Here is a 24012-nt window from a genome sequence, read left to right as displayed (position 1 = left end):
TCTCTCGTTTCGTTATTCGAATCATGCGGCGCCGCCCTCCGGCGCCGGTCAACCTGCTGCCGTCAGCCGCCGGCTTCGGCGATGCCGGCCTGCACGCGCCGCACCGCCGTCACGATCGACAGCACGATCAGCACCCGCCACAACCACGTGGCGACGCCGCCGACCGGCATCCCGAAGCCGATCCACAGCGCGAATGCACCGAGCGCGAGCGCGCGGTCGCTCTTGCCGAACGGGCCGTCGTAGCGGCGCGTCGCACCGACGAGCGGCCCGATCAGGCCCGCGCATTCGACGATGACGGCCGTCAGCGCGAACAGCCAGACGTCCGCCGGAGCGAACGCCGGAATCGCGAGAAACGGCAGCACGAGCGCGATATCGGACACGACGTCGCCAAGCTCGTTCAGGTACGCGCCCAGCGTGCTCTTCTGTCCGTGTTCGCGCGCCAGCATGCCGTCGATCGCGTTCAGCGCCATCCGCGCGAACAGCCAGATCGGAATCAGCAGGAACAGCACGCGCGCGAACACGCCGAGCCCCGCGAGCGCGCCGACGACGATCGACCCGCCGGCCGCGAACAGTGTGACCTGGTTCGCGGTGACGCCGCGCTCGGCGAGCGAATTCGCGAACGGACGAAGACGGTTCTGGAATTTCGGTTTGAGTGCGTAGAGGCTCATCGATTTTTGTTGATTCTGCACGTTCGGACACGTTCGGACACGTTTGCAGCCGCGCTGCGCCGGGGTGCCACCGCCGGCGGCGGCTGTCGACAGGTGGCCTGTATCGTCGCCGAGCGGCCCCGACGCGTCAAGCCGCACGCCGGCCGTGCCGCGCCGGGCAATCTGGCGTTTTCGCCGGAAACTCGCGATAATCCGCTGGCCCGCAACGCAGCAATCCATTCGAACTGCAAACGGGCGCTCGTGCAACAGCCGATTATCACGCCGTCGAGCGGTGCATTCGCCACGCAACGAGGTCAGGCGGATCGCCCGATTATCGCGGCCCTGCGACAGGCAGCCACGAATTTGAAAAAACTTGAACAATGGCCGTCCGGTGCGCATCCTGCCGCGCCGGCATTCCGGGATTCCGCCTGCCGCGCGTGCGCGGCTGCGCGGGCATGCACGCAGGAGGCGCCGCGCCGATGAACATCCTCAACGTCTGGCAGCGCGATTTCCTGCTGTCCATCGTGCGACTCGTCGCCGGCGCGTATCCGGTCTGGCATCAGGCGCCGCCGTCGCCGACGCAGAAGATCTACTTCTCGAACCATACGAGCCACATCGACACGCTCGCGATCCTCGCCGCGCTGCCGCGCGACGTGCGTGCGGTCGTGCGGCCCGTCGCCGCGCGCGACTACTGGGACAGCAGCGACCTGAAGCGTCACATCGCGCAGAAACTGCTGAACGTCGTGCTGATCGACCGGCACCGCGAGAGCGGCGGCGACCCGCTCGAGCCGGTGCGCGATGCGCTGCGCCAAGGCCACTCGATCATCATCTTCCCGGAAGGCACGCGCGGCGCCGACGTGCTGCCGCAGCCGTTCAAGAGCGGGCTGTTCCATCTCGCGACCGAGTTCCCGAACGTTGCGCTCGCACCCGTCTATCTCGAGAACCTGCAGCGCATCATGCCGAAGGGCGCGATCTGGCCCGTGCCGCTGATCTGCAAGGTGCACTTCGGCGCGAACGACGCGCTCGGCGCCGCCGAGGACAAGCCGGCCTTCCTCGCCCGCATGCGCGACGCGATCGTCGCGCTCGCGCCGCCGCAGCGGCCGGCGGGCTGAACGCGCGCCCTCCTCTTCTTTTCCGGATATCTCCATGCGAACTCTCTTCTGGGAACTCGTCGCGGGCGTCACCGGCGTGCTCGTGATCGCGACGCTGGTCGGCGCGATCCTCGGCGCGCGCAGCGGCGGCACCAGCGCGACGATCGTCAACCTGAACCAGCGCATCCGCGCGTGGTGGGCGATGATCGCGATCATGGTCATCGCGATCGGGCTCGGCAACAACGTCACGTATCTCGTATTCGCGCTGCTGTCGTACCTGACGCTGCGCGAATTCATCACGCTCACGCCGACGACCGCGAGCGACCATACGACGCTCTTCATCGCGTTCTTCGTCGCGATTCCGGTGCAGTACCTGCTGCTCGGGATCAACTGGTACGGGATGTACTCGATCTTCGTGCCGGTGCACCTGTTCTTCGCGATGTCGCTGGTGTCGGCGCTCACGCAGGACACGCGCGAATTCCTGAGCCGCAACGCGAAGATCAACTGGGCGCTGATGGTGTGCGTGTACGGGCTGAGCCACGCGCCGGCCGTGCTGATCCTCGACATTCCGCGCTACGCCGGGCAGAACGCGCTGCTGCTGTTCTTCTTTTTGTTCGTGGTGCAGATCAGCGACGTGCTGCAGTACGTCGTCGGCAAGCTGTTCGGACGCCGCAAGATCGCGCCGCGCCTGTCGCCGTCGAAGACGGTCGAAGGCTTCATCGGCGGCGGGCTGCTCGCGACGCTGTGCGGCGCATCGCTGTATCGCGTGACGCCGTTCAGCTTCGGCGCGGCGTTCGGCATCTCGCTCGCGATCGTGATCGCGGGCTTCGTCGGCGGGCTCGTGCTGTCGGCCGTGAAGCGCTCGCTCGGCACGAAGGACTGGGGCTCGATGATCGCGGGCCACGGCGGGATGCTCGATCGCGTCGACTCGATCTGCTTCGCCGCGCCGGTGTTCTTCCACCTCGTGCGTTATCTGTACGTGTGATGCACGGGCGGCGCCATGCCGCCCGTCGTACGCCAAAACCTGTCGCCGATCTAGCACTGTGCCGATTGTCCTGCTGAAGCAGCACTGGAAAGCCGGGCATTCGAACATCGATAGCCTGCCAACTGTTCGCGAACAAGACTGCTGCGATCTGTACGGTCAGAAACACCATCGGTCCCCGGTCCTCGTCGGCATTTTGAATCCATGAAGTGCCGAGCGACTCGATCGCATATTCATCAAAACTGGGCCGTCAGCTGGAACCCGAGCGTGACCCGGTTCGTTGGAAAGCCGGACGGCTTGTACACCGGCGTACCGGCGAACAGGTCGTAGCCGTACCCGCCGAAACGCGTCGCAACGCTCCCCTTCACGCCGATCACCGCGCCTGCCAGTTGCGTGCCAACCAGCGCGAGCGGCTGCGGGCCCCATACGCGGCCGTAGTCGAGGCCCGCGTAAACTGCCATTCCCGTCTGTCCGATCGGCGCCTGGAGCTCGTTGCGCCAGTAGAATCCACGAGAAGCCGCCAGCATCGTCTCTCCATCGAAGCCGCGTACCGTGTAACGGCTGCCGATCGTCAGGTCGTCGATGTAGTAGAGGGTATTGCCCGTGTACTGGCCGTGGAATGTCGTCACGTAGCGGAACAGCTGCTGGGCGATGGCGAACGGCACCGACAGATTCGCATCGAGCACGGTCATCTTGTAGCGGTAGGTCGGGCCACCGTCGGCCGCGAGGATGTCGTCCTGCGCGCCGAACGCGCCGATACCCTGCCGGTACGCGAGCGTGCCGTCGAACTGCGCGTTGCCAAAGTAGTGACGATCGGTCAGACCGAACTCGACGAATGTGTTGTTGCGGCGCTGCTGCGGAATCTCGGTGTCCTCGATGAAGCTCTGGCCGAAGCGGCGCGACAGCCGGAACTGCGCACCGAACACGCCGTTCTGGCTGCGCGACAGCACCCGGTTTAGCTTGAAGTCGACCGTCTTCGAATTGCCGCTCGCGATGAAGGTCTGGTTGACGCCGGCAATTTGCTGGTAGTACGTGCTCGTGTATGCGGATAGCGTGGCGGTCCAGTAGCCCCACGGGATCGAATAGAACCCGTTCCAGCCGTGCGAGCCGAGCCGCTTGTCGCCGAACTCGAGATCCTGACTCACGCCGATGTTGAAGATGTCGTTCAGGCCGAGCGGGTTGTCGATGCCGAGCGACAGGTTGCCCTGAAGGCGGCCGGTTGCGCGCGTGCCCGAGTTGTCTACGGACGCGACGACGGACCACGGTCTGCCGCGCTTCACGTCAAGTACGACATCGCTTTCGCCGGGTACGTCGGCCGGGACGATCTGCATCGAGACGTCCTGGCTCGACACGCGCTTCATCTGCTCGAGGCCCTGTTCGAGGTCGCGCAGGTTCAGCAGTTCGCCGTCGCGGGTCGGGAAGGCGCTTTTCCAGGTGCCGCGGAGCTTCTCGTCGGCGAAGCGGACGTGGCGGATCACGCCGGGGATCAGCGAAAACTTGAGGGTGCCGGTCGACAAATCCTGCTCGGGCAGCAGCACGCGTGTCGTGACGTACCCACGCGCCAGGATCGCTTGCGACAGGCCCTTGACGAGCACGTCGAGCCCGTGTTTGCCGACGCACTGGCCGGTGTAGTGCTCGAGCCATTCGCGCGCGAAGGCGAAGCGATCCATCGGCAATGCCGAGGCGCCTTGAGACTTCAGGGAGGCCGGTAGCGCATCGGGTACGTCGAGCGCGAAATGCTCGATGCGAAAGCAGGGCGTTTCCGATGGCAGCGTTGGAAATTCCGCGCTTGCCACGACGTCCGAACGCACCCCGGGTGCCGTGACGGTCCGCTCGCGTTCACGTGTCTCTTCTTGCTGTCGGGATTGCTGGTAGTTGCCCGGAACGATCAGGCGCGAGGCTTCTTGCGCCGACACAGTGGTTGCGATAAACAGCAGTGCTGCGGCAACCGAATTCTCTCGGCGAATAATTTTCATGCTTTTCTTGATATGTGGTCGTGGACTACCTAAGCCAACCGAAAAAGTACAACTCTAAGCCACCCTGCGAAATTACCGTCTTCGATGAGTCTCATTTCTTTCCCAATAAATAAGCTCAAACCAATCGAGACGGCATCGTCTATCTATTCAGCGCCGCCGAAGTGACGAAATCGTCATCTCCAGAACCTCATCACCTACAATTCATTACCGCCCCAGAATTGCATTCCATTGACAGATCATAAATACTAATCTGCTTCTCAGGAAACCACTCAGGCACAAGATTCAGCGCGGCGCGCACCCCTTTTTACAAAACGATACATGTTTTTCTTAATATGCGATCGCGTACCACGGCTGGGATGTGTGTGCTATCAATGCGTCACTTTCGGTCGACTCGCATGCAAGCATCAGCTCGGTTCGTGCCGCTTTGTTTATACAACTACGTCGCGCAACTACTGATTGAATTGATTCGCCCAATAGCATCATGAATCATTTTTTCGCACAAAAGCCACTGTTGCAAAAACACAAAAACAAGCCCCAACAGAGTGCCGCTCACCAAAACGAACCTTGTGTCGTTGCCCACCCATAAGAAACCGCCACCATAAAAACAGGCCACGAAGGTCATTACAAATACTTTTATAGAGGCAAAACACATAAATGACAGCAAAAAAGCGGCCACATATAAAATAACCAACTCAAATATTCCTTCACTTCCCCGGCCGAGATTTGGCATCGTTTATCGCTTTAGCTCCTGGTTCAGCGTCGGCAGCACCGCCGACACCACCACCAATCGCAGAAACACTATTCGGATTAAGCAGATTTTCTACCTGATGACCCTACCTAAACACTAATCCCGGACCAAATCTACATTACGCGCCCATCGGAATTTCGCGATGTGGCTATCAGTTAGTAAACTGCTCAATGCGCTCCACTTGCACGCAGCAGCTCCTGGCACTTAGAAATGCTCGCAGCGTCGAAAATCATTGCTATCGAACCGTCCCTGTCAGCTGTCGGAGCAGTTACTGATGAAAAAGCGCCACTCTTACAAAACGACAGTTCGTTAGCCTCCTTTTTTAACTGCCACCCATCCGCGCGCAAACAATGTATTGCCGTATGTTTGGGACCGTCGTTTTAGCTTTTGCTCTCAGACTTGAACCACGGGCCGAATTTCGATGGATCATCGCTCAACATCCCGGCCTTACGCAACGGCTTCGGCAAAAATCGAATGTGCAAAACCAGAAGAACAATAAAGAACGGAAGGCCTATAGCAAATGCAGAGACGCCATCACTCAGCCCCATCAGTTTCCGACAAATACCAATCACAACGACCGTATAGCATCCCGTACTAAAAATCGAAACCAAGCAAACCATGAGCCATATTTGAGCCGTCGCATAGAGTCGCCGCCAATTCATTTCTGCTCTCCTGCGCGGTGAACATCATTGATGACCGTTGCCCCCTTCGAACCAACACCAAACAGCAAAATGCCCTGCGTCGTCCCGTATGGTGCCGCTCGGTTAATGAATGGAATCAAGGTATTGTTATTGATACGTGGCACGGTCACATCAAACATGGATCCCGGACGATTCAGACCATCGGCATTACCCATCTTGAGCGGGACTGGCGCTTTCAGCGCCGCAATCGCAGCTACCAAATTCAACCCGTCATATACAACATTCCCCCAACCAGCGGGCAATGCCTCATTAAACCCATACCGTACAGGATTCACACCAGGAGAACTAGTTCCGTTGTAACGGTTGTAAAGACCATCCGTGCCTTCTGCCATATCACCCAATCCAAAAACGATCATTCCTCCACCGCCGAGAGCACAACCCAGACCGCTTGCACAAAGTCCCGCGCCCGTCTTTACCGTCATACCACCAACAACGACCTTAGCGGTATCCGTCGCGACTCCAACCGGATCGTTCTTCAACGCATCGCCAACCTTCTGCATCGGTGTGTAATCGAACAAACCCGCTTCCTTCTGCCGATTTACCCAATCCAGCTCCGGACCCAGCGAAGCCACCTCAACTTCACTCACGAAGTTCTTGTTCCGCTCCGCGCTCCCTTCCGGGTATTCTGCCCAACACTTCACCGCATAGCACGCTGCGCGCGTCAGCTTCTCTTGCTCCGCCTTGTCCTTCCCGGCCTTCTCGGCAATTGCTTTCTTTTCATTGTCGTGCAACTGTCGATTGAACCGATCGACGTTGTACCCCGAGAACGCCCCCGATTCACCACCCACGACACCGCCAGCCCCCGTCGCAAGCGCGTTCGCCACGATGTTGCCCAGCGCCTGATTCATATTCGCGTTGCCGGTCGGATCGCTGCCTGCAATTGCGCTGCTCAGTTCGTTCAGCTTGCCGGACGCGATCGACGCAATCGCCGCGCCGGCTGCGCCACCTACTGCGTTGCCGCCTGCCAGCCCCGTCACCAATGCCGCGCCCGCGCCTTGCATCAGCGCGCGATTCGCTCCGCCTTCCTTCCATGCGTCGACACCTGCCTGGTCGCCATTGGCTGCGGCGTCTTTCATCATCTTGTCCGCGTAGTCCCCGACCCGGCGCGACACGGCTTCACCAGCCGCGCTGGCCGCGGCCATCATGTCCGACTGCTTGGCCAACAGGTTCTGCATATCCGGAAGTTTGGCGACCGTACCGTTCGTGTTCGTCGTGTCACGGTTCAAGCTCGCCACATCCTGCTTCTGGTTCGCCGAATCCGTGATCGTGACCGTCCCCGCGCTCACGCCGCTCTTCGTCGTCGCGCTATCGCTGCCGCTGTCGTTCTGGCCAAGCATGGGCGCGGCACCCCCCGCATTCTTGCCCGACGTGCTGCCGTGCGTGCTGTAGTTCATCCCGCCATCGCCGGTCGTCGCCCCCGCACTGAAGCCGCTTGAACTCGCATCGTAATGCGACTGGTTCTGGATGTCGGAGAAGGACAACGAACCCGTCGTCAGCGAATTCTTCGACGCCTCTGCATCGCTCGCGATCAGCCCGCCCTTCAGGTCGGTATTGCCAGTGACGTTGATATTGAACCCGCCGTCCCCCGCCTGAATTCCGGCCTGTTCATTGACGCCCGCATAGCTGCCCGACGCGTTGCCCTTGCTCTGGCTGAAGCTCGCGCTGGCGCCGCCCTGACTGATGCTGAAGCCGCCGCCCGAACTCGACTGATGCGCCGCGCTCGTCAGCGTGTCCTGCACGCTGACGATGTTCAGATTCCCGCCCACGTCGGCGTTCACATGATTACCCTTCACGTTCGAGCCGATGATGTTCGTATCGCCGCCTGAGATGATCGTCACGCCGTTTGCCGCGTTCACGTGACTGTTGTTCTGCGTGGCCAGATCGCTGTTGCCGTCGCCGTTGGCCTTCGACATCGCCGCGGAAACACCGAACCCGCCCGTGCCGACCGACACGCCCACGCTCGCACTCTTCGATTCGTTCGTGCTGCGCGTCGAATCCGTATCGGTCGTATTGACGATATTGACCTGATTCTTCGCCGCCAGGATCACGTCGTTTGCGTTCACGTTCGAGCCAGCGATCGTCACATTGCCGCTACCCGGTTGACCATTGCCGGTCGCCGCAAACGCCATCGTCCCGCCCGCACTCACATTCGAGCCGCGATTCGTCACGCTGTCTTCGGAGAACGCGCTCTTGCTATGGCTGCTGCCGACGCTGACTTCGACCTTGAACTGCGGCGTCTCGCCAGCCCCCAGCGCCCGGACCACATCGCCCGCAGCCATGTTCGCATCCCATGCCGCGCTCGCCGCGGCCATCCCGTGCAGCGCCGCTGCCCGGCCATCCTGGCTACTGCCGGACGCACGAGATTGACCCACAGCGTTCGATACCGCGTCGATCACCGGTGCCTTCAGCGCCAGCGTCAGGCCGCTCTTCGACACTTCCTGTGTTTCGCCGCGATGATGCGTGTCCTGCGCTGCGTCGATCGTCACGTTCGCGCCCGTACCGCTGAGATTCTTCGCTGCGATCAGGTCGCTGCCCGTCACGTGCAGGTCGTTTCCAGCCGTGATGCTAAGGTTGCCCTTCAGCGAACCGATCGTGCTGCTGTTGTTCGACACCTCGGTAGTCTGACTGGTCGTCTTCAGCGAGCTGCTGCCCACCGACACCGACAGTCCCCCGCCCGACATCAGCCCCGACTCCTTCTTGTTGAAGTAGCTCGATGACTGCAAGGTATCCTGCGAGGTCGTAACCGTCACGTTGCGCGCTGCCGTGAGCGTCACGTCGTTCGTTCCGACGATGGTGCTGCCCTGAACATTGACGTCCTTTCCACTGACAATGTTCACGCCGTCCGCCGACACTAGACTGCCGCGATTGAGCGTCATCGTCTGGTCGATGCCGCTCGCGACCTTCACGCCGCTCACCACATTGCTATGGCTATGCGTTTCGTGCGAATTCAGCTCGTGCGTCTCGGTTGCCGAGCCGATATTCACGTCGCCAACTGCCAGCAGGTTCGCGTTGCCTTTGTCGAGGCTGATTGCGCTGCCGGAGAGCGTAATGTCCTTGCCCGACACGATGTTCACCGTGTCGCCGCCCTTGAGTGTCGTGCCTGTAAGCGCCTGATCCGACGTGTGCAGCGTCTCCGCATAGCTGCCGTGACTGTCGCTACCCGAACTGGTGCTGTTCACCGTCGACGTCGCACTCGCTGCGCCGAGCGTTACGTTACCCTTGGCAGCAAGCGTCCCGCCCTGGCCGAAGTCGATCTGTGCGCCCTTGGCCGTCACATCGCCACCCACGACGACATTCGACTGTCCGCCGACCGTCACCGAGCTGCCGGTGACCTTGTTGATGTCGGTATTCGACACGCCATTGGCCCGCTGCACGATCTTGTGCTCGCCGGTCTGAACCGCACCAAGATCCCAGTTACCGCCGACATTCATGCCGAGATTGCCACCGACCGACAGGTTGCCCGCGTTCTGCTGGAAGTTGCCGCCCGTCGTGATCGACGCATCGCCCGCCACGTCGAGTTTCGCGGTCGGCCCGAGCGTGGTCACCACGCTCGTCGCGCCGTCGCGACTCATCCGTGTGTTCGTCTTCGTCGCCGTATCGAGAATCAGGTCTTTCCCGGCATCGAGCTGCAGGCTGCCGGCCTTCACGTTCGCCGACGTCAGGTCGATGTTGTTCTCGGTCTTCAGCGACATCAGCCCACCGCTTTGCAGCGCACCGAATGCGTTGTCGATCTGCTTGCCCTGGATCGCCAGCGTGTTGTCCGCCTTGATCGTGCCGCTGTTCGTGAACGACTGTGCATTCTGGAAATCGATGTTCGTCGCACTGATCAACGGGCCGTCGATATTCTGCTGGCTGGCCTTCGCGAGATAGACGACCGGCACGAGCACCGACTGACCGTCGACCACCCGCGTTTCCATCATGACCACGTTACCGGTCAGCTTCGACACCTGATCGGCCGACAGGCTCGCGCCGATCGGCAGATCGAGCGACTTCGACAGATCCGCGCCGGCCGCCATCAACGATTGATACATGGTCTGCAGGTCTGCGTACGGCCCAAGCACGGCCTTGCCGGTCAGCGCCGTGACTTCGTTGCGCACGAGCTGCTGCTCGTAGAAGCCGTCACCAAGTCGCTTCGGGATGTGCGTGAGGTCTACGCCGAGCTGACCGAAGAAGTAGTCGCTCGAAATGAAGTTCTTCTGGTTCGTGAATGCCGGATTCGTTTCGATCACGTAGCTCGCATTCGGCGCAGTCGTCGGCTTGAACAAGCCGCCGTGCGGAATCGTGAGGTTGTTCAGCACGTTCAGCGCCGTCGCACTGGCGATGATCGGATCGACCGGCGCCGACGGACCGCCGTGTACGGCCGACGCTCCCGATTTCGCGCCGCTCGCGTTACCGCTCAAGTTGGTAGGCGTGAGGCCCGGCACCGACTGCCCCGGCAGCAAGCCGAGCGACGGAATCGATGCGTTGCCTGCCGTGTTGTTGACGCTGACGCCCGTGCCGGAAATCGTGCCGTTCGAACTTATCGTCGAGAAGTAGCCGGGCAGCGTGTAATCCTTGATCGACGCCGGTGCCGCCTGCGTGTAGCCACCCGGGCGACTGCCGACGAACGGCGCATTGCCGAACGGCAACTTCCAGTCATGTTCGGAATTGTCGTAGTTGTTGTAGTGATACTGCCCCGAGTAGGAAACCGTCACGCCCGGCAGTTTGTGCCCAGACGCCGCCCAGCCGTCGGCGTCATAGTGGGCCGGCATCTTGATGTCGCCGACCGCCGCGATATTGCTCCAGTAGTTTTGCAGGGTGCCGACCGACGACGCATCGATCTTGCCACCCGACACGATCTGCGCGGCCGGGCTGATGTCTGTCACGGTCGTCGCCGTCGCGCTGTCCGCATAGTAGGTCGTGAATTGATACGTGCTGTTCCACTGGCCGCCATGAGGTGGCTCGGTGTAGACGCCGCCGATGCTGTCCGGATCCTTCACGCCGACCTGGCCCGTGCGGCCGCTGATCGGAATGCCGAACTGCCCGAGCAGCGATGGATCGATCGAGCTTGTCGAGGTCTTCATCACGCGCCGTGTGCTCGTCACCTTGTCCGCGTGCAGTTCCATGTCGCCGCTGGACTGGATCAACGCCGACACATTATTGACGAGCGCCGCGTTCGTGTAGTTGCCGCTCGCGTCCTTGCCGCCGGCCAGCACGACCTTGCCCATGCCGAAGATGGCCGTCGTCGCCATCGAGTCGGTGGCTGTCGTCTCATCGCGGTTCTCGATGTCGCGCGCGAGAATTTCGAGCGTGCCGTTGTTGTCCGAACCGCCGATCAACGCGGTCGACCCGAGGTTCGAGATCGTATTCGTCGCGTTGAGCGAGGCGCTGGCGCCCACGAGCGCGCCGGTATTGATCAGGTTGGTCGATTGCGTGTGCAGCAAGCCGCCAGCCGTCAAAGCGCCCACGTTGACGATGCTGCCCGCGTTGACGCTCAGGTTGCTGACCGATTGCAGGTTCGCGTTGTTTGTGAAGGTGCCGGGCAACGTGAAATCAAGATCGTGACCGACGTTGAACTGCGTGTCGGATGCCGCTGTGTAGTCGCCCTGCAGGTTCACGCTGACATCGCGCGTCGCGCTGTATGTGCCGCCGCCCTGCAGCGTGGCCGCCGCGACCGACAGGTCATGCGTCGAGCTGATCTGGCCGTTGGTGTTCGTGATCGCGCCGGTCGTCGTGACATTCACGTCGCCGTTCGAATTCGTGACGTTGCCGATGGTGCCGCCGCTATTGTCCAGGGTGTTGCCTTGAACATGCAGCGATGCGCCGCTGAGCTGACCGCCTTGCGTGTTGCTGATCGACGCGGCGTTGACCGCCACATCGCCGTTGCCGGTAATCGCACCCATGCCTGCTACGCCGCCGGCGTGGCTGTTGGCAATCTGGCTGCCGCCTTGCACCGTCATCTTGCCGGCACCGAGGTCGACGATGGCGCCGTCCGCGTTGTCGATCGAGGCAGATTGAATGGTGAGCGTGCTGGTGTCACCCGCAACCGATTGCCCCGCTTGGATGTCCCCGCCTCGGTTCGACAATGCACCGCCGTTCTTCAACGACAGCGATGCATCCGATCGCAGCAAGCCCAGTGCGTTGTTCACGTCACCCGCAATCGTGGCGTTGATGTCGCGCTGCGCGGCGAGGATACCGCTCGCGTTGTTCCAGGAAGCCGCATTGACGACGGCTTGCCCCTTCGTCACGATGGTGCCCGACGCGTTGTTCAGCGCGCTCGATCCGTTGCCTGGCGTGATCGTCAGCGTACCCGTGCCAGCGTGCGTAATGGTACCGCCCGCGTTGTTCAACTCGGCCGGCGTGAGCGTCAGGTCCGCGCTGTTGGTCTGGATCACGCCGGCGGCCGAGTTGTCGAGCGTGCCGCTGACGTTCATCCCCATCGCTGACGATCCGTACTGCGTGATCGTACCGCCGTGGTTCACGAGGTTCGCTGCCGTCAGCGCAAGCTGATTGGCCTCGAGCTTGCCGCCGCTGTTGTCGAGCGTCGAATCGGCGGTAACCGACAGGTTCGGTCCGACGATCGAACCGCCCTGGTTCGTCATCGAGCCTGTGTGGATCGTCGCGTTCGTGCTGGCACCGATCTGGCCACCGTCGTTCGCGAGCGTACCGCTGGTGATGCTCAGATCCGTGTTCGACAGGAGCTTGCCGCTCGCATTGTTCAGCGTGCCGCCGACGGTTGCCTCCAGTCCACTCTGCGCGTTGATCGAGCCCGCCGTGTTGTTCAGCGCGCCGGCTTGTGCGACGACGCGCCCGTTGCTGGCGATCACGCCACCGACGTTCGACACAGAGCCTGAACCCTTTCCGAGCGTCAGTGCGCCGTTGCCGGCATGCGTGATCGTGCCGCCGTCGTTGACGAGTGCGGCAACAGAAAGCGTCAGGTCGGTACTGTTGGTTTGCAGCGTGCCGCCGCTGGAGTTGGCGAGCGTGCCCGACACGTTCACGCTCATCGCGCCCGCGCCGGTCTGCGTGATCGTGCCGCCGCGGTTCACGAGGTCGATCGCGTTCAACGAAACCTGCCCCGCCTGCACTGTGCCCGCGCTGTTGTCGAGCTTCGTCGCGCTAACCGTGGCTGCATTGCCCGCGATCGAGCCGCCGTTGTTCATCAGGTGCGCGCCGGCATTCACGGCGACGTTCCGCGCGGCCTGCAGCGTACCGCCGCCGTTGTCGACCGACTGGCCCGCGACACGCAAATTCGTGTTGGACGTCATCGCGCCGCGGTTGACAACGTTTGCGCCTTGGATCGACACATCGCCGTTGCCGCCGATCACACCGCCTTGCGCGCCGTTCGCGGTCGTCCCTGCGGCGTTGGTCAACTGGCCACTCGTCGTCACCGACAGGCCATCGCCGTTGAGCGACGTAATTCGGCCCGCCGTGTTGTCCAGCGACGCACCGGCCACCGTCATGCCGGCCGCGCTTTGAAGGGTGCCCTGGTTGTTCGCAATGGCACCGCCACGCACGTCCGCCGTACTTTCGGATACCAGTTCGCCGAACTGGTTGGCGATCTGGCCGGCGACATTCACCGACAGCGGGCCTTGCGACGAGACCTTGCCGCCCTGGTTCGACAAGTTACCGCCGGTCAGCGTCGTGCTGCCACCGCTCGACAAGCTGCCGTGATCGTTGATCACGGTGCCCGATGCATTCGCTTGAATGGCGCCTTGTGCGCTCGTTGTCGCATTCGACAGGTTCACGTCGCCGGCCGTCGCGTTCAGCGACAGATTGCCGTTCGCTGCTGTCTGGCTGCCGGCGAGATTCACGCTGCCGCCCGTCAAAGATGCGTTACCGCCCGCGATATTCTGGCCGGTCGCGGTCAGTTGGCCCGACGCCGTCAGGTTGAGGTCGCCACTGTGCGCGACGGAACCGTCGTTGTTCACGCCCGCGCCGAGCGTGCCAGTCGAGTTGAGGCTCCCGGCGTTGACCGTTGCATTCTGCTGCGCCGCGAGCGTCCCGCTGTTCGTGAGATCGGCACTTGACCTGGTTGACGATGATCCGCGCGGCCTGCCCCGCTCCGAAATTCGGGTTGCCGTTGATCCAGCCCGCCTGCTGCGTCTGAACCATCGTGGCCGAGTTGTTCAGGATCGCGCCAGGCTTCTGGACGTCGAACTGATTGTAGGTGTTGACCGATACGCCAGCGCCCGAAGGCTTGGCGACGTTGACCTGAGGCAAGCCGTTCGGCGTCTGGACCACATGCGTGCTGACGCCCGGCGTCGGGATGATCTGCGCACCGGACAGGGTGGGTAACATGCCGAGCGCGGCGACGCCCGCCATCACAACGCCAGCGCCAGACGTCGACGACCGCCGCCGCGCGCGCGCCTCGCCCGTTGCCGATTTGCCCTCAGCTGTCGCCGTCTCCGCGACGGCCACCACCATAGCCCGAAGCCTGGAATACACCAGGCGATGCGTATTCTTGTTCATTCTCGTCGACGCGGCCCGCGCCCATTCGTTTGCTTATTGGACGCGCGCTTACCGAAAGCCTTGCGAATGACTGTCAAATATTGCCAAGCTGTTGAAGGAGAACCACAAATCTCGCATTTCGGACCTGTCTAATTGACGTGTACTGACGTACGACTTAGAAAGCTGCGAATCGAACGAGAAGTACCACGCGAATTAGCAGTTTGAATCTCGCTCGCGATCGTGATCGCGGGCTTCGTCGGCGGGCTCGTGCTGTCGGCCGTCAAGCGCTCGCTCGGCACGAACGACTGGGGCTCGATGATCGCCGGCACGGCGAGATGCTCGATCGCGTCGACTCGATCTGCTTCGCCGCGCCGGTGTTCTTCCACCTCGTGCGTTATCTGTACGTGTGATGCGTTCGTGCCGCGCCGGCGCATGACATCATGCCGGCGCCGCGCGGCACGAAAGCATCAACGGAAACCGGCGGATGAACTTGTGCAGCTGGCGCTCGGGATGAACCTGCTCGGCCGCATGAACTGGCGACACCGCGGCAAGCGCAGCGAATAGCGCAAGCGCGGGCAGTACGGCGAGCGCCCCGCACTGACAGCCGCGCACGGCCTCGCCATTCGCGCCGGCCGGCGTTACGATCTCGTTCTTCATTCCAGGATCCGGCGGATGCGCGCGGCCCGTGCCGCGCGCGCGGGCATGCGCCCACGAGCCCGTAGCGCACACGCTCGGTGCGCCATCGCAAGCGCGCAGCGCGCCGGTCCGGCCCGACATGGACACACGCATGAACCTGAGCTTGCAGGACGTCGCCTGGCACCGGTCGGTCGGCCGGCTCGTCGAGTCGCTCGACCAGTCGGGCTTCTGGCTCGCGCTGACCCGGCTGATCGAGGAATACGTCGCGATCGACAGCTGGGTCGTGCTGATGTTCGGCGACGATCGCCCGCAGGTGTTCGCCGAATGTCCGTACGAAGGCGGCGGCCCCGACCCGCTGTTTCGCGACTACGTGCAGGGGCTGTACCAGCTCGATCCGTTCTATATCGCGAACCGCGATGCGCCGAAAAGCGGCCTGTTCCGGCTGTCCGACGTCGCGCCGGAGTGCTTTCGCGATACCGATTACTACACGCTGTACTTCACGCACAACGTGGTCGAGGACGAGGTGCAGTTCAACGTCGTGCTCGACCGCACGCGCACGCTGTGCCTGTCGCTCGGCAGCAAGCGGCGCTTCAGCCCCGAGCAGGTCGCGCTGCTCGACCTGATTCGCCCTTGGGTCGCCGGCCTGATGCGTCAGCGGCTCGCATTCGAGCCGGCCGCCGCGGAGCCCGCCGGGCCCGCAGCGCCGCGCGGCGCCGACAGCGCTGCGCGCGGCGGCTTCGAGCACGCGATGGCGCGGCTCGGCACGCCGCTCACCGCGCGCGAACTCGACGTGATCCGGCTGATCCTGAGCGGCCGCTCGAACAAGGAAGTCGCGAACAAGCTGGCGATCTCGGCGGAAACGGTCAAGGTGCACCGGCGCAACATCTATGCGAAGCTCGACATCAATTCGCAGTCCGAGCTGTTCGCGTTGTTCCTGAAGGCGCAGACGGCCGGATGACGCAGGGCCCGCGCCGCCCGACTGCGAGCGGCGCAGCCGGACTCACGCGGAGAGCGCATCGGCCGACGGCGGCCGCGCGAGCTTGAATTCGCCGACGTCTGCGTCAGCCGCGCGGCCTGCTCGCACAGCAGCGCCGCGCGCCGACTCCTCGACCGGCGCGGCGGTCTGCTGCGTCGAGTGATCGCGCTGCGACACCGCCTCGTCGACCTGCGCGAGCCCGATGCTCTGCTCGTTCGCGGCGACCGTCACACTGGTCAGACCATACGAAAAACACCCGCCGCGTGGCCCGGAATCAATACCCCTGCCGGGTTAACGCGTCGGCGGGATAGGAAAACCGGCCGTTCGGCGCATACTCGGACATCCCGGCATCGATGCCGGTCCTTCCTGCGGAATCACTCATGAAACTGAAGCTCGACATCATCCAGCTCGCCGGCCGCGACGGCGATACGCGCTACAACCTGCAACGCACGCTCGAAGCGATCGCGAGCTGCGCGCCCGGCACCGACATCGTGATGTTTCCGGAAGCGCAACTCACCGGCTTTCTCGATCCGTCGGAACTCGAGCGCGTGGCCGAGCCGCTCGACGGCCCGAGCGTCGGCGCGGTGATCGAGGCCGCGCGGGCGCGCAACGTCGCGGTGGTGGTCGGGCTCATCGAGAACGACGGCGGGCGCTTTTACAACACGACCGTGTTCGTCACGCCGGACGGCATCGCGCTGCACTATCGCAAGACACATCTGTGGGTGTCGGAGCGCGGCGTGGTGCTGCCCGGCGACCGCTACGCGACCGTCGAATGGCGCGGCGTGCGGATCGGCCTGCTGATCTGCTACGACAGCGAATTCCCGGAAAGCGGCCGCGCGCTCGCGGCGCTCGGCGCGCAGCTGATCCTCGTGACCGACGGCAACATGGAGCCGTACCGCCAGGTGCACCGCACGTCGGTGTCGGCGCGCGCGATGGAAAACCAGGTGTTCGCGGTCGTCGCGAACCGCGTCGGCGGCAGCACGCACGACGTCGTGTTCGCGGGCGGCAGTCTCGCGGCCGATCCGTTCGGAAACCTGATTTTTGAAGCCGGCAGCGGCGAATCGCGCCACACGGTCGAACTCGATCTCGAGCAGGTCGCCGCGTCGCGCGCGATCTACGACTATCGCGCCGACCAGCGCCTGCACATCGGCGGCGAGCGCATCGAGCACGCGGACGGACGGCGTGAGTTGCTGATTCCATGATCGCCGGCACGACCGCGCCGCATCGTCACACCGGAGCCGGCACGTCGATCGCCAGCAGCGCCGAGCTGACCGACTTGCCATGCGCATCGAGCGCGAGCGAACGCGTGACGCCGCCGCCGAGCGCATCGCGCAACACGAAATTGAATGCGGCGAGCGTCGGCAACTCATGACGCACGACGTCGCCGTGCACGATGCCCGCGAGCCATGCCTTCACGGCCTGCGCATCGAGATGCGCGCGCAGATGATCGTAATGACGCGGATCGCGGCAGATGACCGACACGTTCAGCGTATTGCCCTTGTCGCCAGTGCGCGCATGCGCGAGTTCACGCAGTTGCATCATGCCTCCACGAATGAAAACGACGGCGTCACGGCCGCACGCGGCAACAGCACCGACTGCACGGCGATCACCTCGCGCGTCGACTTGAACGCGCCGCCGCCGCCGGCCGGCCCGTTCGTATAAAGCGTCTCGACTTCGTTGCCGATCCGCGCGGCTTCCGCCGCACTCGCCGCGCGGCCGGCCACCCGGATGCGGACCTCGGCCGGCTCGCCACGCACCGCGGGCGTCGCCGTACCGTACAGCGCATCGACGCCGATCAGGTCGAAGCGCAATTCGGTCGCGGCCACGCCGGTCAGCGCGAGCCGTTCGCGCACGATCTCGAGCGCGAGCCGCGCGCGCGCCAGCGCGCCGGGCCCGCCGTACGAGATCTGCCCTTCGCCGATATGACCGTCGACGTATGCGACCGATACCTTCAGCGTGTCGGTGCGCGCCGTGCCGCGCCCGCCCGTCACGCGCACGCGGTCGGTCGCTTCCTCCACGACGGCCACCCGCGTGAAATCCGCGACCACGTCGGGCTGCAGGTAGCGCGCCGGATCGTGAATCTCGTACAGCAGTTGTTCCTTGCAGGTCGCCGCGCTCACGCGGCCGCCCGCGTGCGGCACCTTGGTGATCGTGACCGAGCCGTCGGCCTCGACCTCGCCGATCGGAAACCCGAGGCGCGCGAGGTTCGGCACGTCCTTGTAACCCGGATCCGCGAAATAGCCGCCCGTCACCTGGCCCGCACATTCGAGCAAGTGGCCGACGACCGTCGCCTGTCCGAGCGTGTCCCAGTCGTCCATCCGCCACCCGAACGCGTGGATCAGCGGCGCGACGAACAGCGACGGGTCGGCGACGCGCCCGGTCAGCACGACGTCCGCGCCGGCCGCGAGCGCGTCGACGATCGGCGCCGCGCCGAGATACGCGTTCGCGGACACGATGCGCTCGCGATACGCGGCCACTTCCTCGCCCGATTCCTCGAAGCGGAACGCGCCGCGCAGCACGACGTCGAGCACGTCGTCGCCCTCGACCGCCGCGACCTTCAGCCCCGCGAGGCCGAGCGACTGCGCGATCTGCGCGGTGCGCCGCGCGGCCGCGCGCGGATTCGCCGCGCCCATGTTCGACACGATGCGCACGCCCCGGGCCGCGGCCACCGGCAGCACGGCGTGCATGCGCGCGTCGAGCAACGGGTCGTAGCCGAGCGCCGGATCCTTGCGGCGCGCCTGCTGCGCGATCGCGATCGTGCGCTCGGCCAGGCATTCGAAGACGAGATAATCGAGCTGTCCGTGTTCGGCCAGTTCGACCGCGGGCTCGATCCGGTCGCCCGAGTAGCCGGCGCCCGCGCCGATGCGCACGCGCGGTTGATGTAAAGGCTTTGCTGTCATGTTCGTACCGTACCGTCATCCGGCGCGCGCCGGCAAAAATCAAAAGATGCCCAGCACGACGCACGCGATCGTCATCACGATCGACGCGCCGAACAGCAGCGGAAACGTGAACTTCTGATGCTCGGCCAGCTCGATACCGCACAGGCCGACGACGAGGAACGTCGCGGGCGTCAGCGGGCTGACCGGAAACCCGGTCGTCATCTGGCCGAGCAGCGCGGCCTGCCCGACGTGCACGGCCGGCACGCCGAGCTGGCCGGCCACTTCGGCGATCACCGGCAGCACGCCGAAGTAGAAGGAGTCCGGATCGAACAGCATGCTGAGCGGCATCGACACGAGGCCGAGCGCGACCGGAATGTGGCCGGCCATCGACGGCGGCACGAAGCCGACCGCCGCCTGCGCCATCGCCTTCAGCATGCCGCTGCCCTGCATGATCCCGGTGAACACGCCGGCCGCGAGCAGGATGCCGGCCATCATCAGCGCGGCACGCGCATGCGCGTCGATGCGCTTGCGCTGCATGTCGACGTCCGGGTAGTTCACCATCAGCGCGACGCACAGCCCGACCATGAACATGATCGCCGGCGGAATCTTCTCGCCCATCACGACCATCGTGCCGAGCACGACGAGCGTCAGCAGCAGGTTGAACCAGAACAGGTGCGGGCGGCGCAGCGCCTGCTCGTCGGGCGTCAGCTCGCGTTTCGGCAGCGGGATCGACGCGTCGTTGCCCGACAGACCGAGCCGCTTCTCCTCGCGCCGCCCGAGCCAGTACGCGACGCCGAACACGAACACGAGGCCGATCGCCTGCACCGGAATCAGCGGATTGAACAGCGCCGACACCGGCAGGTGCAGCGACGCCGACGCACGGATCATCGGCCCTGTCCACGGCAGGAAGTTGATGCCGGCGGCCATCGACACAGCGGCGGCCAGCACGCGGCGGTCCATCTTCAGCCGGTCGTACAGCGGCAGCACCGCCGGAATCGTCACGAGAAAGCAGACCGCGCCCGAGCCGTCGAGGTGGATCAGCAGCGCGAGCAGCGTCGTGCCCATCACGATGCGCGTGGGTCGCGTGCCGACCGCGCGCAGGATCCGGTCGATGATCGGATCGAGCGTGCCGGCGTCGGTGATCGTCCCGAAATAGAGGATTGCGAACACGAACATCCCGACGACGGGCGCGAGGCCCTTCAGCCCGTCGATCACGAACTTGCTCGTATGCAGCCCGAAGCCGCCGATCAGCGACGCCGCGATCGGCACGATGATCAGTGCGACGAGCGGCGACATCCGCTTCGACAGAATCGCGGCCAGCAGCACGACGATCGTGCCCAGCCCGAGTAGCGGCAGCATCGGTGTCTCCTACCTTGTCTTTTGTTGGAGACGAGCGTAAGGTCGGCGCAGCGATAGCACAATTGAAATGATTTGATCGCAGCAATCACGAACCGTTATGGATCTGAATCTCCGCGACATTCGCGCGTTCGTCACCGTCGCGCACGCCGGCAACTTCACGCGCGCCGCCGCGCGGCTGCACCTGTCGCAGCCGGCGCTGACCGTGCAGATCCGCCGGCTCGAGGAAATCGTCGGGGCACGCCTGTTCGACCGCAACAGCCGCAGCGTCGCGCTCACGCAGACCGGGCGCGAGTTGCTGCCGCTGTTGCAGCGCTCGCTCGACGACATGGAGCGTGTGCTGCGCGATGCGCGCGCGCTCGGCGAAGGCGCGAGCGGCACGGTGCGGCTCGCGTGCCTGGCGACGTTCGCGTCGAGCCTGCTGCCCGAGCTGATCCAGTCGTTCCGGCGCGACGTGCCGCGCGCGGGCTTCGAGATCCGCGACGGCGTCGCGAGCCTCGTCACCGCGCTGGTGCGCAACGAGGAAGCCGATCTCGGATTGACGGGCGGCGATGCGTTCGACGCGTCGCTCGACGTGCTGTATGCGGGCGCCGACCAGCTCGTCGCCGTGTGCCCGAAGGATCATCCGCTCGCGCGCAAGCGGCGCGTGCGCACCGCCGACGTCGCGGCTGTGCCGCTCGTGCTGACCGCACAGGGCACGAGCGTGCGCAGCGTCGTCGATCGCGCGCTGGAAGCGGCCGGCTGCACGCCCGACATCGCATGCGAACCGACCTACATGATGACGGCCGTCGCGATGGTGCGCGGCGGCCTCGGCGTGACGATCCTGCCGGCGACCGCGCGCGAGGTGCGCGCCGAACCCGACCTCGTCGCGAAGCCGATCGACGACCCGGCGTTCGTGCGGCCGATCGCGCTCGTCGCGAAGCGCGGACGCACGCTGCCGCGCGTCGCGCAGGCGTTCGCCGACGTCATGCTGGCCGCATTGAAAAAGCGCGCGTGAGCCGCGCGCTTCGGACGACGCAACGGTACTGCCGCGGCGCTTACTGCGAGTGCGTCCGGCCCGGATCGACGTGCATCGATTCGCCGATCGCATAGAAGTTGCCGCCCGCGATGTAGTGCAGGCTGCGCAGCGCCGGATCGGCCGATTCGAAATACCAGTGGCCGTCGCGGAACACGCGCGTGTCCGACCACGCCCCCACCACTTCGCCGATGAACAGGTCGTAGGTCTGCTGGTTGTGCGGCTCCGGAATCAGCTTGCACGCGAGCCAGCCCGAGCAGCCGGCGACGAACGGCAGGTCGTGCCCTTCGACGTCGAACAGCGTGACGCCCGCTTCACGCAGCTTGTCGGGCCGCTCGGCGAGACTGTGGCTGCCGACCGCATGCGTGAGCTGCAGTTGCGCGGCCGTCGGCACCTGGATCACGAACGTGCCGCTGCGCTCGACGAGCTCGCGCGTCTTCGCGGACTTGTCGAGCACGACGGTGAGCTTCGGCGGCAGGAAATCGAGCGCGCATGCCCACGCGGCGGCCATCACGTTGTCGACGCCGTCGTGGCGGGCCGACACGAGCACCGTCGGGCCGTGGTTGAGGAGACGGTAGGCTTTCTTCAGCTCCACCGGAGCGATATGACTGTCCATTCGAATTCCCTGGAAAGCGACGCGAAATGCGCCGGCCGAAGGCCGCATTCTCGCATTCAATGCGGGGCTTCGCCGGGCGTGCGGGAAGGCCCGTGCACAACGCGAACGCCGAGCCGGCAAGCGCGCGGGTCCGCTCCGGCGTGACGCGTGCCACGCGCGCGATAACATGCCCGCCCCCCGTCGCGCGATTCAATTCATTAAATAATGAATTGACCAATCGGCGACGAATGCCGCGCTTCCGAAATTCAGTCGAAATTCGCGCGGAATTATCACGAATCCGGCAATACGCCAATCCTGAAATCTCGGATGCCGAATCGATTGATACGAATATCTCAATAATGCCAATCCCTCAATAGACCTTGCCGCAGCATGCAGCTGTCTGCTTTACGTCACATCGGAGAATTTCGTTTTTGTCGTTCGCGTGCGGCTCGGTAGTCTCCTGCCATTCCGGTTTACCGATGCAAATCAATACGCAAGGAGATGAAATGAAACGCACGACCCTTTCGCTGCTTTCGATCGCGTCGTTCGCGGCAATGCCCGTCGCGCATGCCCAGTCGAGCGTCACGCTGTACGGCGTGATCGACACGTCGATCACGTACGTGAATCATGCGCAGGGCAAGGACAGCGCGTGGATGCTGGGCAACAGCAGCGCGGGCAACCTCGCCGGCAGCCGCTGGGGCGTGAAGGGCACCGAGGATCTCGGCGGCGGGCTGAAGGCGCTGTTCCAGCTCGAGAACGGCTTCGATCCGAGCAACGGCCGCCTCGGCCAGAACGGCCGCCTGTTCGGCAGGCAGGCGTTCGTCGGCCTGACGAGCGACCGTTACGGCACGCTCACGTTCGGCCGCCAGTACGATCCGCTCATCGACCTCGTGCAGGGCATCACCGCCGACAACTATCTCGGCAGCGCGTTCGCGACGGCGGGCGACGTCGACAACTACGACAACAGCTTCCGCGTCGACAACGCCGTGAAGTACACGTCCGCGGTGTATTCGGGTCTGCAGTTCTCGGCGATGTATTCGTTCGGCGGGATCGCCGGCAGCACCGGCGCCGCGCAATCGTATTCGGCCGCCGTGACGTACAGCAACGGGCCGTTCAGCGTCGCGGGCGGCTACTTCCACGCGACCAACAGCCCCGCCTCGAACACGGTTCGCAACGGCTGGAACAGCTCGTCGGACGGCACGTTCGACGGCCCGATCAACAGCGGCTATGCAAGCGCGCACTCGATCGGCATCGCGCGGATCGCGGGCCAGTACGTCGCCGGCCCGTTCACGTTCGGTCTCGGCTACAGCAACGCGCAATACCGCCGCGACGCAAGCTCCGTCTTCAACTCGAACGAGCACTACAACACCGGGCAAGGCTTCGTGAACTACCAGGCGACGAACGCGCTGCTCGTGGGCGTCGGCTACAGCTGCACGCGCTCGGGCGGCGACACGTCGGCGACCTATCACCAGGTGTCGGCCGGCGCGGACTACAACCTGTCGAAGCGCACCGACGTGTACCTGACCGCCGCGTACCAGCACGCGAGCGGCCGCACCGGCGACGGCAACGGCGGGTCGATGGCCGCGCAGGCATCGATCGGGTCGTACGGCTATGCGGGCACGAGCTCGCAGACCCTCGTCAACCTCGGGCTGCGTCACCGCTTCTGATCGACGGCGGCCGGCTGCGCACTGCGCGGCCGGCCGGCGCCCGATCGACGATCGACCGACACGGCGGCTTCGGCCGCCGTCGTCGTTTCCGGCCCGCGCATCGGCGGGCATCCGGCTCGCGATGCACTTCGTTCGTCGCCGCATGCACGGCAGGGCTGACGCGCGGCGTCAGCTTCGTGACTATCATCGCGTGGGTCGGCGCGCCCCCGGCAAGCAGTCCTTTTTACCGATTGCAGCAGGTCGCACCATGCCGGCAGCGCCGGCAACACGCGCCGGACGGCCGCCAAATGCAAAGGAAAGTGTGATGCGAGCC

Annotated in this window: 18 protein-coding genes and 1 pseudogene; 8 read left to right on the top strand and 11 right to left on the bottom strand. The window is 64.3% G+C overall.

Features of this window, described 5'->3' with window-relative positions; all coding sequences use genetic code 11:
* Window positions 1-62 precede the first annotated feature (62 nt).
* Window positions 63-668, bottom strand: coding sequence for a CDP-alcohol phosphatidyltransferase family protein (locus O1Q03_RS28235; RefSeq protein ID WP_269507321.1), 606 nt, complete (start codon window positions 666-668; stop codon window positions 63-65).
* A gap of 6 nt (window positions 669-674) precedes the next feature.
* On the opposite strand from O1Q03_RS28235, the gene O1Q03_RS28230 reads away from it, so the two are divergent.
* The 3 genes from O1Q03_RS28230 to O1Q03_RS28220 are packed head-to-tail and all read left to right on the top strand — an operon-like array spanning window position 675 to window position 2723.
* Window positions 675-1130, top strand: coding sequence for a hypothetical protein (locus O1Q03_RS28230; protein ID WP_269507319.1), 456 nt, complete (start codon window positions 675-677; stop codon window positions 1128-1130).
* Window positions 1127-1759, top strand: a complete 633-nt coding sequence (locus O1Q03_RS28225; protein WP_269507318.1) for a lysophospholipid acyltransferase family protein — start codon at window positions 1127-1129, stop codon at window positions 1757-1759. The genes O1Q03_RS28230 and O1Q03_RS28225 overlap by 4 nt, the downstream gene beginning before the upstream one ends.
* 34 nt (window positions 1760-1793) lie before the next feature.
* Window positions 1794-2723 carry a phosphatidate cytidylyltransferase gene (locus O1Q03_RS28220; protein ID WP_269507317.1) on the top strand — a complete coding sequence of 310 codons (930 nt, stop codon included), beginning with the start codon at window positions 1794-1796 and terminating at the stop codon, window positions 2721-2723.
* A gap of 233 nt (window positions 2724-2956) precedes the next feature.
* Here the strand turns inward: O1Q03_RS28220 and O1Q03_RS28215 are convergent, their stop codons facing one another.
* The 4 genes from O1Q03_RS28215 to O1Q03_RS40305 form a co-directional block, all read right to left on the bottom strand.
* Window positions 2957-4696 (bottom strand): ShlB/FhaC/HecB family hemolysin secretion/activation protein, encoded by a 1740-nt coding sequence (locus tag O1Q03_RS28215; protein WP_269507316.1) that lies wholly within the window; start codon window positions 4694-4696, stop codon window positions 2957-2959.
* 436 nt (window positions 4697-5132) lie between these two features.
* Window positions 5133-5426 (bottom strand): hypothetical protein, encoded by a 294-nt coding sequence (locus tag O1Q03_RS28210; RefSeq protein WP_269507315.1) that lies wholly within the window; start codon window positions 5424-5426, stop codon window positions 5133-5135.
* Window positions 5427-6102: 676 nt separating this feature from the next.
* Window positions 6103-14055 carry a hemagglutinin repeat-containing protein gene (locus O1Q03_RS28205; protein WP_442865866.1) on the bottom strand — a complete coding sequence of 2651 codons (7953 nt, stop codon included), beginning with the start codon at window positions 14053-14055 and terminating at the stop codon, window positions 6103-6105.
* Window positions 13961-14596 carry a two-partner secretion domain-containing protein gene (locus O1Q03_RS40305; RefSeq protein WP_442865865.1) on the bottom strand — a complete coding sequence of 212 codons (636 nt, stop codon included), beginning with the start codon at window positions 14594-14596 and terminating at the stop codon, window positions 13961-13963. Before O1Q03_RS40305 ends, O1Q03_RS28205 begins: the two co-directional genes overlap by 95 nt.
* A 204-nt stretch (window positions 14597-14800) precedes the next feature.
* Here O1Q03_RS40305 and O1Q03_RS28200 point away from each other — a divergent pair.
* Window positions 14801-14985 (top strand): annotated as a pseudogene (locus O1Q03_RS28200) (phosphatidate cytidylyltransferase); the annotation flags it as partial.
* 28 nt (window positions 14986-15013) lie between these two features.
* On the opposite strand, the gene O1Q03_RS28195 reads toward O1Q03_RS28200, so the two are convergent.
* Window positions 15014-15232: a hypothetical protein gene (locus O1Q03_RS28195; protein ID WP_269507314.1), complete on the bottom strand. Its 219-nt coding sequence runs from the start codon at window positions 15230-15232 to the stop codon at window positions 15014-15016.
* A gap of 130 nt (window positions 15233-15362) precedes the next feature.
* Between O1Q03_RS28195 and O1Q03_RS28190 the strand changes: the two genes are divergently transcribed.
* Window positions 15363-16169 carry a response regulator transcription factor gene (locus tag O1Q03_RS28190; protein WP_269507313.1) on the top strand — a complete coding sequence of 269 codons (807 nt, stop codon included), beginning with the start codon at window positions 15363-15365 and terminating at the stop codon, window positions 16167-16169.
* Window positions 16170-16211: 42 nt separating this feature from the next.
* Here O1Q03_RS28190 and O1Q03_RS28185 read toward each other — a convergent pair whose 3' ends face one another.
* A complete protein-coding gene (locus O1Q03_RS28185) occupies window positions 16212-16418 on the bottom strand; it encodes a hypothetical protein (protein ID WP_269507312.1) in 207 nt (68 codons plus the stop codon).
* 149 nt (window positions 16419-16567) lie between these two features.
* On the opposite strand from O1Q03_RS28185, the gene O1Q03_RS28180 reads away from it, so the two are divergent.
* Window positions 16568-17389, top strand: coding sequence for a carbon-nitrogen hydrolase family protein (locus O1Q03_RS28180; protein WP_269507311.1), 822 nt, complete (start codon window positions 16568-16570; stop codon window positions 17387-17389).
* A 25-nt stretch (window positions 17390-17414) separates the two neighbouring features.
* On the opposite strand, the gene O1Q03_RS28175 is transcribed toward O1Q03_RS28180, so the two are convergent.
* The 3 genes from O1Q03_RS28175 to O1Q03_RS28165 are packed head-to-tail and all read right to left on the bottom strand — an operon-like array spanning window position 17415 to window position 20425.
* Entirely contained in the window at window positions 17415-17726 is a 312-nt protein-coding gene (locus tag O1Q03_RS28175; protein WP_269507310.1) for an AtuA-related protein, read from the bottom strand.
* Window positions 17726-19087, bottom strand: coding sequence for an acyclic terpene utilization AtuA family protein (locus tag O1Q03_RS28170; RefSeq protein WP_269507308.1), 1362 nt, complete (start codon window positions 19085-19087; stop codon window positions 17726-17728). The genes O1Q03_RS28175 and O1Q03_RS28170 overlap by 1 nt, the downstream gene beginning before the upstream one ends.
* 39 nt (window positions 19088-19126) lie before the next feature.
* Window positions 19127-20425 (bottom strand): CitMHS family transporter, encoded by a 1299-nt coding sequence (locus O1Q03_RS28165; RefSeq protein ID WP_269507307.1) that lies wholly within the window; start codon window positions 20423-20425, stop codon window positions 19127-19129.
* Between the two features lie 97 nt (window positions 20426-20522).
* Between O1Q03_RS28165 and O1Q03_RS28160 the strand changes: the two genes are divergently transcribed.
* Complete coding sequence (locus O1Q03_RS28160) at window positions 20523-21419, top strand: LysR family transcriptional regulator (RefSeq protein ID WP_269507306.1); 897 nt, start codon at window positions 20523-20525, stop codon at window positions 21417-21419.
* A gap of 40 nt (window positions 21420-21459) precedes the next feature.
* Here the strand turns inward: O1Q03_RS28160 and O1Q03_RS28155 are convergent, their stop codons facing one another.
* Complete coding sequence (locus tag O1Q03_RS28155; protein ID WP_269507305.1) at window positions 21460-22053, bottom strand: flavin reductase family protein; 594 nt, start codon at window positions 22051-22053, stop codon at window positions 21460-21462.
* Between the two features lie 485 nt (window positions 22054-22538).
* Between O1Q03_RS28155 and O1Q03_RS28150 the strand changes: the two genes are divergently transcribed.
* Complete coding sequence (locus O1Q03_RS28150) at window positions 22539-23699, top strand: porin (RefSeq protein WP_269507304.1); 1161 nt, start codon at window positions 22539-22541, stop codon at window positions 23697-23699.
* Window positions 23700-24012 lie beyond the last annotated feature (313 nt).

The sequence above is a fragment of the Burkholderia sp. IMCC1007 genome (genome assembly GCF_027257875.1).
In the GTDB taxonomy this organism is placed as follows: domain Bacteria; phylum Pseudomonadota; class Gammaproteobacteria; order Burkholderiales; family Burkholderiaceae; genus Burkholderia.
The sequence above is the reverse complement of the archived record's forward strand: the minus strand, read 5'-3'. Positions and strand labels throughout refer to the sequence as shown.

What these genes read in the sequence shown, in the direction of transcription:
- O1Q03_RS28235 (WP_269507321.1), bottom strand. Translation starts at nt 668, where the DNA reads ATGAGCCTCTACGCACTCAAACCGAAATTCCAGAACCGTCTTCGTCCG.
- O1Q03_RS28225 (WP_269507318.1), top strand. Translation starts at nt 1,127, where the DNA reads ATGAACATCCTCAACGTCTGGCAGCGCGATTTCCTGCTGTCCATCGTG.
- O1Q03_RS28220 (WP_269507317.1), top strand. Translation starts at nt 1,794, where the DNA reads ATGCGAACTCTCTTCTGGGAACTCGTCGCGGGCGTCACCGGCGTGCTC.
- O1Q03_RS28215 (WP_269507316.1), bottom strand. Translation starts at nt 4,696, where the DNA reads ATGAAAATTATTCGCCGAGAGAATTCGGTTGCCGCAGCACTGCTGTTT.
- O1Q03_RS28210 (WP_269507315.1), bottom strand. Translation starts at nt 5,426, where the DNA reads ATGCCAAATCTCGGCCGGGGAAGTGAAGGAATATTTGAGTTGGTTATT.
- O1Q03_RS40305 (WP_442865865.1), bottom strand. Translation starts at nt 14,596, where the DNA reads ATGAACAAGAATACGCATCGCCTGGTGTATTCCAGGCTTCGGGCTATG.
- O1Q03_RS28195 (WP_269507314.1), bottom strand. Translation starts at nt 15,232, where the DNA reads ATGAAGAACGAGATCGTAACGCCGGCCGGCGCGAATGGCGAGGCCGTG.
- O1Q03_RS28190 (WP_269507313.1), top strand. Translation starts at nt 15,363, where the DNA reads ATGAACCTGAGCTTGCAGGACGTCGCCTGGCACCGGTCGGTCGGCCGG.
- O1Q03_RS28180 (WP_269507311.1), top strand. Translation starts at nt 16,568, where the DNA reads ATGAAACTGAAGCTCGACATCATCCAGCTCGCCGGCCGCGACGGCGAT.
- O1Q03_RS28175 (WP_269507310.1), bottom strand. Translation starts at nt 17,726, where the DNA reads ATGCAACTGCGTGAACTCGCGCATGCGCGCACTGGCGACAAGGGCAAT.
- O1Q03_RS28170 (WP_269507308.1), bottom strand. Translation starts at nt 19,087, where the DNA reads ATGACAGCAAAGCCTTTACATCAACCGCGCGTGCGCATCGGCGCGGGC.
- O1Q03_RS28165 (WP_269507307.1), bottom strand. Translation starts at nt 20,425, where the DNA reads ATGCTGCCGCTACTCGGGCTGGGCACGATCGTCGTGCTGCTGGCCGCG.
- O1Q03_RS28160 (WP_269507306.1), top strand. Translation starts at nt 20,523, where the DNA reads ATGGATCTGAATCTCCGCGACATTCGCGCGTTCGTCACCGTCGCGCAC.
- O1Q03_RS28155 (WP_269507305.1), bottom strand. Translation starts at nt 22,053, where the DNA reads ATGGACAGTCATATCGCTCCGGTGGAGCTGAAGAAAGCCTACCGTCTC.
- O1Q03_RS28150 (WP_269507304.1), top strand. Translation starts at nt 22,539, where the DNA reads ATGAAACGCACGACCCTTTCGCTGCTTTCGATCGCGTCGTTCGCGGCA.